Genomic DNA, 16,184 nt, shown 5'->3' with positions numbered 1-16,184 from the left:
TACATACGCATCTTGCTTCCAATTGAGATGTGCTAAATTTTTAAGAAATGGCAAAAGAAATTAGTAAAGTAGTTAAACTACAAGTTAAGGGAGGTGCTGCGAATCCTTCGCCACCGGTTGGACCTGCTTTGGGGGCTGCTGGAGTTAACATCATGGAGTTCTGTAAGCAATTTAATGCTAGAACACAAGATAAAGCCGGCAAAATTTTACCAGTACAAATTACTGTGTATAAAGACAAATCTTTTGAATTTGTTGTTAAAACGCCACCTGCTGCTGTTCAATTATTAGAGGCTGCGAAAGTGAAATCTGGATCTGGAGAGCCTAACAGAAAAAAAGTTGCTAGCGTAACTTGGGATCAAGTACGTGCAATTGCAGAAGATAAAATGCCTGATTTAAATGCATTTACTGTTGAAGCAGCTATGACTATGGTAGCTGGTACTGCAAGAAGTATGGGTATATCAGTAACAGGAACAGCTCCTTTTTAATTGTAAAAGACAGAAGAAATGGCAAAATTGACAAAAAAGCAAAAAGAAGCAGCTGCTAAGATTGAGAAAAACAGATTGTATTCTTTAACTGATGCTTCTGCATTAATTAAAGATGTTGCAACTGCAAAATTTGATGAATCTGTAGATATCGCTGTGCGTTTAGGAGTAGATCCTCGTAAAGCTAACCAAATGGTTCGTGGTGTTGTAACTTTACCTCACGGTACTGGAAAAGACGTTAGAGTTTTAGCATTAGTTACTCCAGATAAGGAAGCTGAAGCTAAAGAAGCTGGAGCTGACTATGTTGGATTAGATGAGTACTTACAGAAGATTAAAGACGGTTGGACAGATGTTGATGTTATCATCACTATGCCTGCTGTTATGGGTAAATTAGGTCCTTTAGGAAGAATTTTAGGTCCAAGAGGTTTAATGCCTAACCCTAAAACTGGTACAGTTACTATGGACGTAGCGAAAGCTGTTCAAGAAGTAAAAGCTGGTAAAATCGATTTTAAAGTTGATAAAACTGGAATTGTTCATGCGGGTATCGGAAAAGTATCTTTTGATGCTGAGAAAATCGCTGAGAACGCGTCTGAATTAATTCAAACATTATTAAAATTAAAACCAACTGCAGCTAAAGGTACTTATATCAAGTCTATTCATATATCTAGTACAATGAGCCCAGCTATTGCTTTAGATCCTAAAGCGGTATAATTGGTAAATAAAAATTATAAGTATGACTAGAGAACAAAAAGCAGTTGCGATAGAGGACTTAAAAGCTAAGTTAGCTGATAATAATGTTATCTACATCGCTGATATTTCGGGATTAAATGCAGAAGTAACTTCTAACTTAAGAAAAGCTTGTTATAAAGCAGGTGTTTCTTTAGAAGTAGTTAAAAATACATTGCTTGTAAAAGCTATGGAAGCTTCTGATAGAAACTACGAGGAGTTACCATCTACTTTAAAAGGAAACAGTGCTATTATGTTTGCTGAGACAGCTAATGCTCCAGCAAAAATTATCAAGGAATTCAGCAAGAAAGCTGAGAAGCCATCTGTTAAAGGAGCTTTCATCATGGATGAAGTTTACACAGGTGAGAACTTACTTGATACATTAGTAAGCATCAAATCTAAAGAAGAGGTTATTGGAGAAATCATTGGATTACTTCAGTCTCCAGCTCAAAGAGTTATTTCAGCTCTTAAAAACCAATTTAAAGACGAAGAGTAGTAGATACTTCTCCTTGGATTTAAATGTTCAGAATGAACGCACATTAATAAAACATATTTTTTTTACAAATCATTAAAAGATAGAAAAATGGCAGATTTGAAACAATTCGCAGAACAATTAGTTAACTTAACAGTAAAAGAAGTTAACGAATTAGCAACTATATTAAAAGACGAATACGGAATCGAACCAGCTGCTGCTGCTGTAGTAGTTGCAGGTGGAGCTGACGGTGCAGGAGCTGAAGAGCAAACTGAATTCACTGTAGTATTAAAAGAAGCTGGAGCTTCTAAATTAGCTGTAGTTAAAGCTGTTAAAGAATTAACAGGTTTAGGATTAAAAGAAGCTAAAGATATCGTAGATTCAGTACCTGCTAACATCAAAGAAGCAATTTCTAAAGATGAGGCTGAAGGTCTTAAGAAAGCATTAGAAGAAGCTGGAGCTGTAGTAGAGCTTAAATAAGCATTCTTTCTAAAATATACTCGGTTTAGGTCTTGGGAGCACATCCAAAGGCCTAAACCATTTTGCGTATAATTCTGTTTGTACGTAAAATTCTATTCAAATTCTAATCAAAATTTTTTGTCCATTGATGATTACAAATCAGACTGAAAGATTAAATTTTGCTTCTACGAAGAACATTCCTGCATATCCAGATTTTCTAGATATCCAGGTTAAGTCTTTTAAGGATTTCTTTCAATTAGAAACGAAGTCCGATGAGAGAGGCAAGGAAGGTTTGTACAATACCTTCATGGAGAACTTCCCGATTACTGATACAAGAAACCAGTTCGTGTTGGAGTTCCTTGATTACTTTGTTGACCCTCCGCGTTATTCTATTGAAGAATGTATCGATAGAGGACTTACTTATAGCGTTCCGCTTAAGGCTCGCTTGAAGCTTTACTGTACTGACCCTGAACACGAAGATTTTGAAACAATCGTTCAAGATGTTTATTTAGGAACAATACCGTACATGACTCCAAGTGGTACTTTCGTAATCAATGGTGCTGAGAGAGTTGTGGTTTCACAATTACACCGTTCACCTGGTGTTTTCTTTGGTCAATCATTTCACGCAAATGGTACAAAGTTATATTCAGCAAGAGTTATCCCATTTAAGGGTTCTTGGATTGAGTTTGCTACCGATATTAATAGCGTTATGTACGCTTATATCGATAGAAAGAAAAAATTACCTGTTACAACCTTATTCCGTGCAATTGGATTTGAGAGAGACAAGGATATCCTAGAGATTTTCGATCTTGCAGAAGAGGTAAAAGTATCAAAAACAGGTTTAAAAAAATATATAGGACGAAGACTTGCTGCACGTGTATTAAACACTTGGCACGAGGACTTCGTTGATGAGGATACTGGAGAAGTTGTTTCAATTGAAAGAAATGAGATTATCTTAGACCGTGATACAGTCCTAGATAAAGATAATGTCGAAGAAATCATTGAGGCTAACGTTAAAACTATCCTTTTACATAAAGACGATAATAATCAGGCAGATTATGCCATCATACATAATACCTTGCAAAAGGACCCTACTAACTCCGAAAAGGAAGCAGTAGAGCACATTTACCGTCAATTGCGTAATGCAGAACCGCCTGATGAGGAAACTGCACGTGGTATTATCGATAAATTATTCTTCTCTGATCAGCGTTACAATCTAGGTGAAGTTGGTCGTTACAGAATGAATAAGAAACTTAATCTTGATACCCCTATTGACAAACAAGTTTTAACAAAAGAAGATATTATCACTATTGTTAAATACTTGATTGAATTAATTAACTCTAAAGCAGAGATTGATGATATTGACCACTTATCTAACCGTCGTGTTAGAACTGTTGGTGAACAACTTTCAGCTCAGTTTGGAGTAGGTTTAGCTCGTATGGCTAGAACAATTCGTGAGCGTATGAACGTACGTGATAATGAGGTGTTCACGCCTATAGATTTAATTAATGCTAAGACATTGTCTTCTGTTATTAATTCTTTCTTTGGAACTAACCAGTTATCTCAATTTATGGATCAAACCAATCCATTAGCTGAGATTACGCACAAACGTCGTTTATCGGCTCTAGGACCTGGAGGTTTATCTAGAGAAAGAGCAGGTTTCGAGGTACGTGACGTTCACTATACTCACTACGGGCGTTTATGTCCTATTGAGACACCAGAGGGTCCGAACATTGGATTAATTTCTTCTTTAGCTGTATATGCTAAAGTTAACAATATGGGATTCATCGAAACTCCATACCGCAAGGTTAACGAAGGAGTAGTAGATATCACTGGAGAACCTGTGTATTTAAGTGCAGAGGAAGAGGAAGGAATGTTAATCGCTCAAGCGAACGTTCCACAAGATGACAATGGAAAAATTACTGAAGAGCGTGTTGTTGTTAAAGAAGAGGGGGATTTCCCGGTTGTAGAACCAAAAGATCTTCACTTTACAGACGTAGCACCAAATCAGATTGCTTCTATTTCGGCTTCTTTAATTCCTTTCTTAGAGCATGATGATGCCAACCGTGCTTTGATGGGATCAAACATGATGCGTCAAGCTGTACCTTTATTACGTCCAGAGTCACCAATTGTTGGAACTGGATTAGAAAGACAAGTTGCTTCTGATTCTAGAGTGTTAATAAACGCTGAAGGAAATGGAACGGTTGAATACGTAGATGCACAGAAGATTATTATTAAGTATGATCGTACGGATGAAGAGCGTTTAATTAGCTTTGATACGGACGAAAAGACATATAATCTAATTAAGTTTAGAAAAACCAACCAAAGTACAAGTATCAACCTTAAGCCTATCGTAAGAAGAGGTGACAGAGTTGAAAAAGGACAAGTACTTTGTGATGGATATGCTACACAAGACGGAGAATTAGCTCTTGGACGTAACTTACAAGTGGCATTTATGCCATGGAAAGGTTACAACTTCGAGGATGCTATTGTAATTTCTGAAAAAGTAGTAAGAGAGGATATCTTTACATCTATTCACATTGATGATTATACTTTAGAAGTTAGAGATACTAAATTAGGTAATGAAGAGTTAACAAACGATATTCCTAACGTTAGTGAAGAAGCTACTAAAGATCTTGATGAGAACGGTATGATCCGTATCGGTGCTGAAGTAAAACCTGGTGATATTTTAATTGGTAAGATTACTCCAAAAGGAGAGTCGGATCCAACACCAGAAGAAAAATTACTTCGTGCTATTTTCGGTGATAAAGCTGGAGATGTTAAGGATGCTTCATTAAAAGCGTCTCCTTCATTAAGAGGAGTTGTTTTAGATAAAAAACTATTTGCTCGTGCAGTAAAAGATAAACGTAAGCGTTCAAAAGATAAAGACGAATTGGCTTTATTAGAGACAAAATTTGAAGTTAAATTCAATGAGTTAAAAGAGCGTCTTGTGGATAAACTTTTCTTTATTGTTAATGGTAAAACATCTCAAGGTGTTCTTAACGATTTAGGAGAAGAAGTATTACCAAAAGGTAAGAAATTTACTCAAAAAATGCTTCATGCTGTTGAGGATTTTGCACACTTAACAAAAGGTCAATGGACTACTGATGAAGAGGCAAACCGTATGATTACTGATTTAATCCATAATTACAAGATTAAATTAAATGATCTACAGGGAGTTCTTAGAAGAGAGAAGTTCATGATTACTGTTGGGGATGAATTACCTTCTGGAATTCTTAAATTAGCAAAAGTTTACATTGCTAAGAAGAGAAAATTACGTGTAGGAGATAAGATGGCTGGTCGTCACGGAAATAAAGGTATTGTTGCTAGAATCGTAAGAGACGAAGATATGCCTTTCTTAGAAGATGGTACACCAGTTGATATTGTGTTAAACCCATTAGGGGTACCTTCACGTATGAACATTGGGCAGATTTACGAAACTGTTCTTGGATGGGCTGGATTAAACTTAGGTAAGAAATTTGCTACACCTATTTTTGACGGAGCTAATTTAGATCAGATCAACGCACTTACAGATGAAGCTGGTATTCCTAGATTTGGACATACTTACCTTTATGATGGAGGTACGGGAGAAAGATTCCACCAAAGAGCAACAGTGGGTGTAATTTACATGTTGAAATTAGGACACATGGTAGATGATAAAATGCACGCACGTTCAATCGGTCCTTATTCACTTATTACGCAACAGCCTTTAGGAGGTAAAGCGCAATTCGGAGGACAACGTTTTGGAGAGATGGAGGTATGGGCTTTAGAGGCTTATGGTGCATCTAGTACTTTACGTGAGATTTTGACGGTGAAGTCGGATGACGTTATTGGTAGAGCGAAAACTTACGAAGCAATCGTTAAAGGAGAAACTATGCCAGAACCAGGATTACCTGAATCATTCAATGTATTAATGCATGAATTGAAAGGGCTTGGATTAGACATCAGATTAGAAGAATAAACTAAGATTATAGAGTAAGTGACTTTTTTGTCACTTACTCTTTATATCAACACTTTAACAAGTAAGTTTACCATGAATAAAAATAAAGAGAAAAATACCGTTAAAAGGTTTAATAAAATCTCAATTGGTTTAGCTTCACCAGAATCTATTCTTGCAGAATCTAGAGGTGAGGTTTTAAAGCCAGAAACTATTAACTATCGTACTCATAAACCAGAAAGAGATGGTCTTTTCTGTGAGCGTATTTTCGGTCCTGTAAAAGATTATGAGTGTGCTTGTGGTAAGTATAAAAGAATCCGTTACAAGGGTATCGTTTGTGATCGTTGTGGAGTAGAAGTAACTGAGAAAAAAGTACGTAGAGATAGAGTAGGACATATTAACTTAGTTGTGCCTATCGCTCATATTTGGTATTTCCGTTCGCTTCCAAACAAGATTGGATATATTTTAGGGCTTCCTTCTAAGAAGCTAGATATGATTATTTACTATGAACGTTATGTTGTAATCCAACCAGGTATTGCAAAAAATGTTGATGGAGAAGAATTAAAACGTCTAGATTTCTTAACTGAAGAGGAGTACTTGAATATCTGTGATACTCTTCCGATGGAGAACCAATACTTAGATGATACTGATCCAAATAAATTCATCGCCAAAATGGGTGCTGAGTGTATTATGGATTTATTAGCTACTACAGATTTAGATCAATTGTCGTATACTTTACGTCACGCAGCTAATAATGAAACATCTAAACAAAGAAAAACAGAAGCGTTAAAACGTCTACAAGTAGTAGAGTCTTTCCGTGAATCTAATTTAAACCGTGAGAACAAACCAGAGTGGATGATCTTAAAAGTGATCCCAGTTATTCCACCTGAGTTACGTCCTTTAGTTCCATTAGATGGTGGTAGATTTGCTACTTCGGATTTAAATGATTTATACCGTCGTGTGATCATTAGAAACAACCGTTTAAAACGCTTGATGGAAATTAAGGCTCCTGAAGTTATTTTACGTAACGAAAAACGTATGCTTCAAGAGGCTGTTGACTCTTTATTTGACAACACTAGAAAATCTTCTGCAGTTAAAACTGAGTCAAACCGTCCTTTAAAATCCCTTTCTGATTCTCTTAAAGGTAAACAAGGTCGTTTCCGTCAAAACTTATTAGGAAAACGTGTGGACTATTCTGCTCGTTCAGTAATTGTCGTAGGACCTGAGCTGAAATTATACGAGTGTGGTATTCCTAAAGATATGGCTGCTGAACTTTACAAACCTTTCGTTATTCGTAAGTTGATCGAAAGAGGAATTGTTAAGACAGTAAAATCTGCCAAAAAGATTATAGATAAGAAAGAACCAGTAGTATGGGACATCTTAGAAAATGTAATTAAAGGTCACCCAGTTTTATTAAACCGTGCTCCTACATTACACCGTTTAGGAATTCAGGCTTTCCAACCTAAGTTAATTGAGGGGAAAGCAATTCAGTTACACCCATTAGTGTGTACTGCCTTTAACGCGGATTTCGATGGTGACCAGATGGCTGTTCACTTACCTTTAGGTCCAGAAGCGATTTTAGAATCTCAATTGTTGATGCTTGCATCTCACAATATTCTTAACCCAGCTAACGGTGCTCCTATTACTGTACCATCTCAAGATATGGTACTTGGTCTTTATTATATGACTAAGTTACGTAAGAGCACTCCAGAGGAAATAGTAAAAGGAGAAGGATTAATTTTCTACTCTGTGGAAGAAGTTCACATTGCTATTAACGAAGGTAAGTTAGATCTTAACGCTGGTGTTAAAGTACGTGCAAGAGATTTTAATGCGGATGGTGAATTAGAATATCAAATCATTGAAACAACTGCAGGAAGAATTTTATTTAATGAAGTTGTTCCAGAAGTTGCAGGATTTATAAACGAAGTATTGACTAAGAAATCTTTAAGAGATATTATTGGTCGTATTTTAAACATCACTGACGTTCCAACTACTGCTAAGTTCTTAGATGATATCAAAGACATGGGGTATGGATACGCGTTCCGCGGAGGTTTATCTTTCTCTTTAGGAGATATTATCATCCCTGGACGTAAACAAGAGTTAATTGATGAGGCTAATACACAAGTAGATCATATTTCTATGAACTATAACATGGGTCTTATTACAAATAACGAACGTTACAACCAAGTTATTGATGTTTGGACTTCTACAAATGCTATGTTAACAGAATTAGCGATGAAGAATATTCGTGAAGACAAGCAAGGTTTCAACTCAGTATATATGATGTTGGATTCTGGAGCTAGGGGATCGAAAGAACAGATTCGTCAGTTAACAGGTATGCGTGGTTTAATGGCTAAGCCTAAAAAGTCTACTGTAGGTGGTGGTGAAATTATTGAAAACCCGATTCTTTCTAACTTTAAAGAAGGTTTATCGATTTTAGAGTATTTCATTTCTACTCACGGTGCTCGTAAAGGTCTTGCCGATACGGCGTTAAAAACAGCGGATGCTGGATACTTAACACGTCGTTTACATGACGTAGCTCAAGATGTTATTGTTAATACAGTAGATTGTGGTACGTTACGTGGAATTGAAGTTAAAGCACTTAAGAAAAACGAGGAAGTAATTGAAACTTTAGGGGAACGCGTTTTAGGGCGTGTTGCGTTAAACGATATTATCAATCCTTTAAATTCTGAGGTAATTGTTAGTGCAGGAGAAGAAGTAATTGAAGCTCATTCAAAAGCTATTAACGCTGCACCGATTGAATCTATCGAGGTTCGTTCACCATTAACATGTGAAGCTAAAACTGGTATTTGTGCTAAATGTTACGGACGTAACTTAGCAACAGCTGGAATGGTTCAAAGAGGAGAAGCTGTTGGAGTTATTGCTGCACAGTCAATTGGAGAGCCTGGTACACAGTTAACATTAAGAACGTTCCACGTTGGAGGAACAGCAGGAAACATTTCTGAAACTTCAAGTATTAACGCTAAGTTTAAGGGTCGTCTAGAGATGGAAGATCTAAAAACAGTTAAAGGTGAAGACAACGAAGGAAATGCTATTGATATTGTAATTTCTCGTTCAACAGAGGCGAAATTATTTGACGTAAACACTGGAATTTTATTAACAACTAATAACATTCCTTACGGTTCAACTATTTATGTTGCTGATGGAGATGTAGTAGAAGAAGATACAACAATCTGTAAATGGGATCCATATAACGGGGTAATTGTTTCTGAATTTACTGGTAAAATTGCTTACGAAGATATCGAGCAAGGTCAAACTTTCATGGTTGAGATCGATGAGCAAACAGGTTTCCAAGAGAAAGTTATTACAGAGAGTAGAAACAAGAAGTTAATTCCAACTTTATTAATCTACGGAAAAGATGGTGAACTTATTCGTTCATACAACTTACCAGTAGGTTCTCACTTAATGGTTAATGATGGAGAAAAAATTAAAGCTGGTAAAGTTTTAGTTAAGATTCCTCGTCATACATCTAAAGCGGGAGATATTACAGGAGGTTTACCAAGAATTACTGAGTTATTAGAAGCTCGTAATCCTTCGAATCCAGCTGTAGTATCTGAAATTGATGGAGTGGTTTCTTTTGGAAAAATCAAAAGAGGTAACCGTGAGATTATCGTAGAGTCTAAAACTGGTGATATTAGAAAATATTTGGTTAAATTATCTAACCAGATTCTAGTTCAAGAGAATGACTTCGTTAAAGCAGGTTTACCTTTATCAGACGGTGCAATTACACCAGAAGATATCTTGAGAATCCAAGGACCTTCAGCGGTTCAACAATACTTAGTAAACGAAATTCAAGAAGTTTACCGTTTACAAGGTGTAAAAATTAGTGATAAGCACTTTGAGGTTGTAATTCGTCAAATGATGCGTAAAGTAAGAATCCAAGATCCTGGAGATACTTTATTCTTAGAAGACCAATTAGTTCATGCTAGTGACTTTATCTATGAAAATGATCGTCTATTTGCAATGAAAATTGTAGAGGATGCTGGAGAATCAGAGCACTTAAAAGAAGGACAAATCGTTTCTATGCGTGAGCTAAGAGATGAGAATTCTTTATTAAGACGTGAAGATAAAAATCTAGTTGTGGCTAGAGACGTAATGCCAGCTACTGGTACGCCTGTTTTACAAGGTATTACCCGTGCTTCATTACAGACTAAGTCATTTATCTCTGCTGCTTCATTCCAGGAAACTACTAAAGTGTTAAACGAGGCTGCTGTAGCAGGTAAGGTAGATACACTTTCAGGATTGAAAGAAAACGTAATTGTTGGACACAGAATTCCTGCAGGTACTGGTATGAGAAGCTACGAGAATATCGTGGTTAGTTCATTAGAAGAAGATGGAATAATTTAATATTTTAAACTTTAACTATGTCAGAGCAAGAAAAAGGATTCAACATTGAAATCGACGAAAGTGTCTCAGAGGGGGTTTTTTCAAATTTGGCTATTATTAATCATTCTAGCACTGAATTTGTTGTAGACTTTGTCAGTATTATGCCTGGTATTCCAAAGCCAAGAGTTAAGTCTCGTATAATTATGACACCTCAACATGCCAAGCGTCTATTAGTAGCTTTGCAAGATAATATAGATAATTTTGAACAGGACAATGGTAAAATTCTTGATCAAAATAAAGCTCCTAACCTAGCTAGCCTTAATTTTGGCAACAAAGGGGAGGCATAGTAAATAGTTTTTAAGATAATATAAGGGCTCTACATTTTGTAGGGCCCTTTTTTATTTAATAGCATTGATTGCAGGAGTTGTTTTTAGTTTGCTAGGAGATATTTGTTGTTTTTAATAATTTAAGTTTTTTTCGTGTTCTACTTGAATATCTTCTTTTTAATGAGTTATATCATAAGTTGTTATGGATTTTAGTTGTTTTATAAAGGGGATTTGTTAAGTTGTAGTTGTTCTATCTATATAGTTTCTCTATTATTTCTACTAGATGCTCAATTAAGTATAAATAAATTTTTCATTGTAAAGTAGATGTGCTATTTTTGCTAATCCACAGTAGTGTGGAGTATTGAACAAAGTCTGTATTTTTAAGGGACCTAGTCACTTAATTAAAGTAAAGTCATATGAAAGAAATTACAAAAGAAGTTTATCTTAAATGGTATGAAGAAATGCTATTTTGGAGAAAGTTTGAAGACAAGCTTGCCGCTTTATATATCCAACAAAAAGTAAGAGGATTCTTACATTTATACAATGGGCAAGAAGCTGTTTTGGCAGGAGCTTTACACGCAATGGATTTGTCGAAAGACAAAATGATTACAGCATACAGAAACCACGTGCAACCTATTGGTTTAGGTGTTGATCCACGTAGAGTTATGGCTGAGTTATTAGGGAAGGCAACTGGTACATCTCAAGGTTTGGGAGGATCAATGCATATTTTCTCTAAAGAGCATAACTTCTATGGAGGACACGGTATTGTAGGTGGACAAATACCTTTAGGAGCAGGTTTAGCATTTGCAGATAAATATTTTGACCGTAAAGCAGTAACTATGTGCTATTTTGGAGATGGTGCTGCACGTCAAGGATCTTTACACGAAACTTTTAATATGGCCATGAACTGGAAATTACCAGTTGTATTCATTGTAGAAAACAACGGATACGCAATGGGTACTTCAGTTGAGCGTACTGCTAACCACTCTGATTTATGGAAATTAGGTTTAGGTTATGAGATGCCAAGCCAACCAGTAGATGGAATGAATCCTGTTAAGGTTGCTGAGGCTATGTATGAAGCTATTGAAAGAGCTCGCCGTGGAGATGGACCAACTTTCTTAGAAATGAAAACTTACCGTTATAGAGGACACTCTATGTCGGATGCACAACATTATCGTACTAAAGAGGAAGTTGAAGAGTATAAGAAAATTGACCCGATTACTCAAGTATTAGATGTAATCAAGGCAAATAATTATGCTAGTGAACAAGAAATTCAAGCTATGGATCAACGTGTGAAAGACTTGGTTTTAGAGTGTGAAAAGTTCGCTGAGGAATCGGATTACCCAGATACTAACGTTATGTATGACGTAGTATATGACCAAGATGATTATCCTTTTTTATCACATAGATTATAATTAATATTATGGCAGATATAATTACAATGCCTCGCTTAAGCGATACCATGACAGAAGGTGTTGTTGCAGCTTGGTTAAAAAAAGTAGGAGATAAGATTTCAGAAGGAGATATTCTAGCTGAAATTGAAACAGATAAAGCAACAATGGAATTTGAGTCTTTTTACTCAGGGACTTTGTTGTACGTAGGTTTAAAAGAGGGAGAAACTGCAGATGTAGATACACTATTGGCTATTATTGGACAAGAAGGTGAAGATATTTCTGCTATTATTCAAAATGGCGGAGTTGCTCCACAAGAGCAAGCTGCTCCTAGTGTAGAAGCAGCGCCTGCTGCTGAAGTAGTAACTACAAAAGAGGCAGTTATGCCAGAAGGTGTGAAAGTAATCACAATGCCTCGTTTGAGTGATACTATGACAGATGGAACAGTTGCTTCATGGCTTAAGCATGTAGGTGATGTTGTTGAAGAAGGAGATATCCTTGCAGAGATTGAGACCGACAAAGCTACTATGGAGTTTGAAGCATTCGAATCAGGACACTTATTATACATTGGTGTTCAAGAGGGTGAAACTGCTCCAGTAGATACGATATTAGCTATTTTAGGTCCTAACGGAACTGATGTTAGTGCTATTGTAGCAAACGGTGGAGTAGTAGCTCCTAAGGAAGAGACTACTGTAAAGGTTGCTGCTCAAACAACAACTCAAGAGCCTGTGGCTGTTGTTGAATCTGCGACAGAACAAACAGGACGTGTTTTCATTTCCCCATTAGCTCGTAAAATTGCCTTAGATAAAGGAATTACTTTATCTCAAGTTAAAGGTTCGGGTGAGAATGGTAGAATTATCAAGCGTGACGTTGAAAACTTCGTAGCTCCAGTTGCTCCAGTTGCAACAAAAGCTGCAGTTGCTGCGCCTGTAACGTCTAGTTCAACTAGTGATGTTAAACCTTTTGCTATTGCAGGAGAAGTTAATATTGAGGAAGTTAAAAACTCTCAAATGCGTAAGACTATTGCTCGTCGTTTAGCGGAGAGTAAATTTACTGCGCCTCATTACTATTTAACTATTGAAATTGCAATGGATAATGCAATGGAAAGTAGAAAGATTATCAATGCATTACCTGACACTAGAGTATCTTTCAATGATATGGTAGTAAAGGCTTGTGCAATGGCTCTTAAGAAACACCCACAAGTAAACAGCCAGTGGAGAGATGATGCAACAGTAATTAACCACCACGTAAATATTGGTGTAGCTGTAGCTGTAGAGGATGGTTTAGTGGTACCTGTATTACCATTTACAGATCAAATGTCTCTTACAAGTATAGGTGCTAACGTAAAAGATTTAGCTGGTAAAGCAAAATCTAAGAAGTTAACTCCAGCTCAAATGGACGGAAGTACTTTCACTGTATCTAACTTAGGTATGTTTGGAATTCAATCTTTTACTTCTATTATTAATCAACCAAACTCTGCAATTTTATCTGTTGGGGCTATTGTTGAAAAACCAGTAGTTAGAGATGGTCAAATAGTAGTAGGTAATACAATGACAGTAACTTTAGCTTGTGATCATAGAACAGTAGATGGAGCTACAGGAGCTCAGTTCTTACAAACTTTGAAGAGTTTCATTGAAAATCCAGTTACAATGTTAGCTTAATTTTAATAAGCTTTATAATATTAGAAAGCCCGTTTTTTAAACGGGCTTTTTTTATGGTATCTCTACCTATACTTATGTTGTAATAATTAGGTAGATTTTTGTATTTTTGAACTAAATTTAAGGACTATGAGAATTATTATTGTATTAGTGTTTTTTATGAGTTTGCTTAGTTGTGGTACTAAGAAAAGCATGTCCCTTTCCCCTAGTATTTCTAGTGAGGAATTGATAAGTAAAGATTTATACTATCTTACTAGTGATGAGTTATTAGGACGTGAAGCAGGTACTCAGGGAGCTGATCAGGCTAGTAATTACCTTATTAAGGAGTTAGAGGCCAATCATATTAAGCCATTATTTAATAGTTATAAAGATACGTTGAGCAATTATGCCAATTCTTGGAATGTGGTAGGGGTTCAACCAGGTAAGGATAATGCTCTGAAAAATGAAATCATCGTTTTAGGTGCACATTTTGATCATATAGGGGTTGTTAAGCCTATAGATAATGATTCTATTGCCAATGGTGCTAATGACAATGCTAGTGGTAGTGTTATTTTATTAGACCAAGTAAGACGCTTAAGTGGTATGGATAATAAAAGAACTATTGTTTATGCTTTTTTTAATGCAGAAGAAAAGGGGCTTTTAGGAAGTGAGCACTTGGCTTTGAAGATGAAAGAAAGTGGCTTAAACGTTGTCCTAATGCTAAACTTTGAGATGTTAGGAGTACCTATGGACCGTGAATACATCACCTATGGTACAGGTTTAGAATTAAGTAACGTAGCAGAGTTAATCAATAATATTGCTCAAGAACAATTAGTGGGAGAATTACCTCTTGCAACAGAATATAATTTATTTAAGCGATCTGATAATTATCCGTTTTATAAACATTTTGATGTACCAAGTCATACTTTTTGTTCTTTTGACTTTGAGAATTACCCGTACTATCATCACGTCTTAGACCATGCGGAATTAATGGATGTTGCTTTTATGGCTAGCTTTAGTGAAAAGATGGCTAAAGTTATAAACAAGCTTGTGAATATGCCACAAGGAAATATTAGAAAATTTTAGAATGAAAAAAATTATAGTTACTGGTACAAGTAGAGGGATTGGTTTAGAGGTAGCTAAGCAATTAGCTGAAGCAGGAAATCAAGTTTTAGCTCTTTCTCGAAAAGTAAATCAAGAATTAGAAGCTACAAGTGGAGTTAGTTGTCTAAGCGTAGATATTTGTAAAGAAGAAGATTTAAGTAAAGTTGCTGAGTTTATTAGTCAAAAATGGGATGGTGCAGTAGATATTTTGATTAATAATGCTGGACAAATTGTCAACAAACCATTTGAAGAATTAACCAGTGAAGACTTTCAAAGAGTATACCAAGTGAATGTATTTGGTGTGGCTCGCTTGATCCAAATTTGTATTCCATTTTTAAAACCACAAAGTCATGTTGTTACAATTAGTAGTATGGGTGGTGTTCAAGGGGTAATGAAATTTGGAGGTCTAGCTGCATATAGCTCAAGTAAAGGAGCTGTTACTATTTTAAGTGAGCTTCTTGCCGAAGAGTATAAAGAAAGAGGAATTTCCTTTAATGTTATTGCTTTAGGTGCTGTTCAAACTGAAATGTTAGAAGAGGCTTTTCCTGGATATCAGGCGCCTTTGTTACCTGAAGAAATGGCAGAGTTTATAGTAGAGTTTTCTTTAAATGGAAATAAGTACTTTAACGGAAAAGTTTTACAAGCTTCTAGTTCAACCCCATAATAAAATGATTTGATTACTGTTTTAAAACCATATTTACCACCTGCTGCTTTGGAGCCTTGTTTTGAACTTATAAAGCATTATAACGTTCATTTAAAGATTGTAAATGAGAGAGTAACTAGGCATGGAGATTACACAAGGACACAAGATGGACATCATTTAATTACTGTGAATTCTAATTTGAATCCTTACAGGTTTTTGATGACATTAATCCATGAGATTGCTCATTTGGTTGCTTACCAAAAATATGGAGGTTATATCAAACCCCATGGGCAACAATGGAAAGGTACCTTTCAATTACTTATGTTGCCTTTTTTGAGGCCAGAGGTATTTCCAAATACCTTGCTTCCTTTGCTTGCAAATCATTTTAGGAACCCAAGTGCTAGTAGTGATACAGATGAACGTTTGTCCATTGCTATGCGTAGGTATGATACACAGGATAAAGATAGTGATCAGTGTTTTATTTATGAAATTCCAATTGGCAGTCATTTTAAGACCTATAATGGGAAGATTTTTAAGCGTGGTCCATTACGTGTGAAAAGATTCGAATGCTTAGAGGTAAGTAGTGGACGTGTTTATACATTCAAAGCAAATGCCGAAGTACAAATTTTAAGGCATTATGTTGTAAAAAGATAATTTTAT

12 protein-coding genes are annotated in these 16,184 nt (G+C 35.9%); all 12 read left to right on the top strand.

All coding sequences use genetic code 11. The features are described from left to right. Positions 1 to 47 precede the first annotated feature (47 nt). Positions 48 to 485, top strand: a complete 438-nt coding sequence (gene rplK / locus ACYSNM_RS02495; protein ID WP_461753822.1) for a 50S ribosomal protein L11 — start codon at positions 48 to 50, stop codon at positions 483 to 485. Positions 486 to 503: 18 nt separating this feature from the next. Beyond that, positions 504 to 1,193 (top strand): 50S ribosomal protein L1, encoded by a 690-nt coding sequence (gene rplA / locus ACYSNM_RS02490; RefSeq protein WP_461753823.1) that lies wholly within the window; start codon positions 504 to 506, stop codon positions 1,191 to 1,193. Positions 1,194 to 1,215: 22 nt separating this feature from the next. Continuing rightward, positions 1,216 to 1,704, top strand: coding sequence for a 50S ribosomal protein L10 (rplJ, locus tag ACYSNM_RS02485; protein WP_461753824.1), 489 nt, complete (start codon positions 1,216 to 1,218; stop codon positions 1,702 to 1,704). Between the two features lie 87 nt (positions 1,705 to 1,791). Continuing rightward, positions 1,792 to 2,160 (top strand): 50S ribosomal protein L7/L12, encoded by a 369-nt coding sequence (gene rplL, locus ACYSNM_RS02480; RefSeq protein ID WP_461755482.1) that lies wholly within the window; start codon positions 1,792 to 1,794, stop codon positions 2,158 to 2,160. A gap of 127 nt (positions 2,161 to 2,287) precedes the next feature. Then, positions 2,288 to 6,100, top strand: coding sequence for a DNA-directed RNA polymerase subunit beta (gene rpoB / locus ACYSNM_RS02475; protein ID WP_461755481.1), 3,813 nt, complete (start codon positions 2,288 to 2,290; stop codon positions 6,098 to 6,100). Between the two features lie 72 nt (positions 6,101 to 6,172). After that, complete coding sequence (rpoC, locus tag ACYSNM_RS02470; RefSeq protein ID WP_461755480.1) at positions 6,173 to 10,444, top strand: DNA-directed RNA polymerase subunit beta'; 4,272 nt, start codon at positions 6,173 to 6,175, stop codon at positions 10,442 to 10,444. A gap of 17 nt (positions 10,445 to 10,461) precedes the next feature. Then, the gene (locus tag ACYSNM_RS02465; RefSeq protein ID WP_461755479.1) at positions 10,462 to 10,770 is read left to right on the top strand and encodes a DUF3467 domain-containing protein; all 309 of its coding nucleotides are present in this window, start codon (positions 10,462 to 10,464) and stop codon (positions 10,768 to 10,770) included. A gap of 395 nt (positions 10,771 to 11,165) precedes the next feature. Further along, positions 11,166 to 12,164, top strand: coding sequence for a pyruvate dehydrogenase (acetyl-transferring) E1 component subunit alpha (gene pdhA / locus ACYSNM_RS02460; RefSeq protein WP_461755478.1), 999 nt, complete (start codon positions 11,166 to 11,168; stop codon positions 12,162 to 12,164). An 8-nt stretch (positions 12,165 to 12,172) separates the two neighbouring features. After that, a complete protein-coding gene (locus ACYSNM_RS02455) occupies positions 12,173 to 13,801 on the top strand; it encodes a dihydrolipoamide acetyltransferase family protein (RefSeq protein ID WP_461755477.1) in 1,629 nt (542 codons plus the stop codon). Between the two features lie 126 nt (positions 13,802 to 13,927). Further along, positions 13,928 to 14,863, top strand: coding sequence for a M28 family metallopeptidase (locus ACYSNM_RS02450; RefSeq protein WP_461755476.1), 936 nt, complete (start codon positions 13,928 to 13,930; stop codon positions 14,861 to 14,863). A 1-nt stretch (position 14,864) separates the two neighbouring features. Continuing rightward, the gene (locus tag ACYSNM_RS02445) at positions 14,865 to 15,545 is read left to right on the top strand and encodes an SDR family NAD(P)-dependent oxidoreductase (RefSeq protein WP_461755475.1); all 681 of its coding nucleotides are present in this window, start codon (positions 14,865 to 14,867) and stop codon (positions 15,543 to 15,545) included. A 9-nt stretch (positions 15,546 to 15,554) separates the two neighbouring features. After that, positions 15,555 to 16,178, top strand: coding sequence for a SprT-like domain-containing protein (locus ACYSNM_RS02440; protein ID WP_461753833.1), 624 nt, complete (start codon positions 15,555 to 15,557; stop codon positions 16,176 to 16,178). The last annotated feature ends 6 nt before the right edge of the window (positions 16,179 to 16,184 follow it).

This window comes from Myroides sp. LJL116 (assembly GCF_054871685.1).
This window is presented reverse-complemented; position numbering and strand designations above follow the sequence as displayed.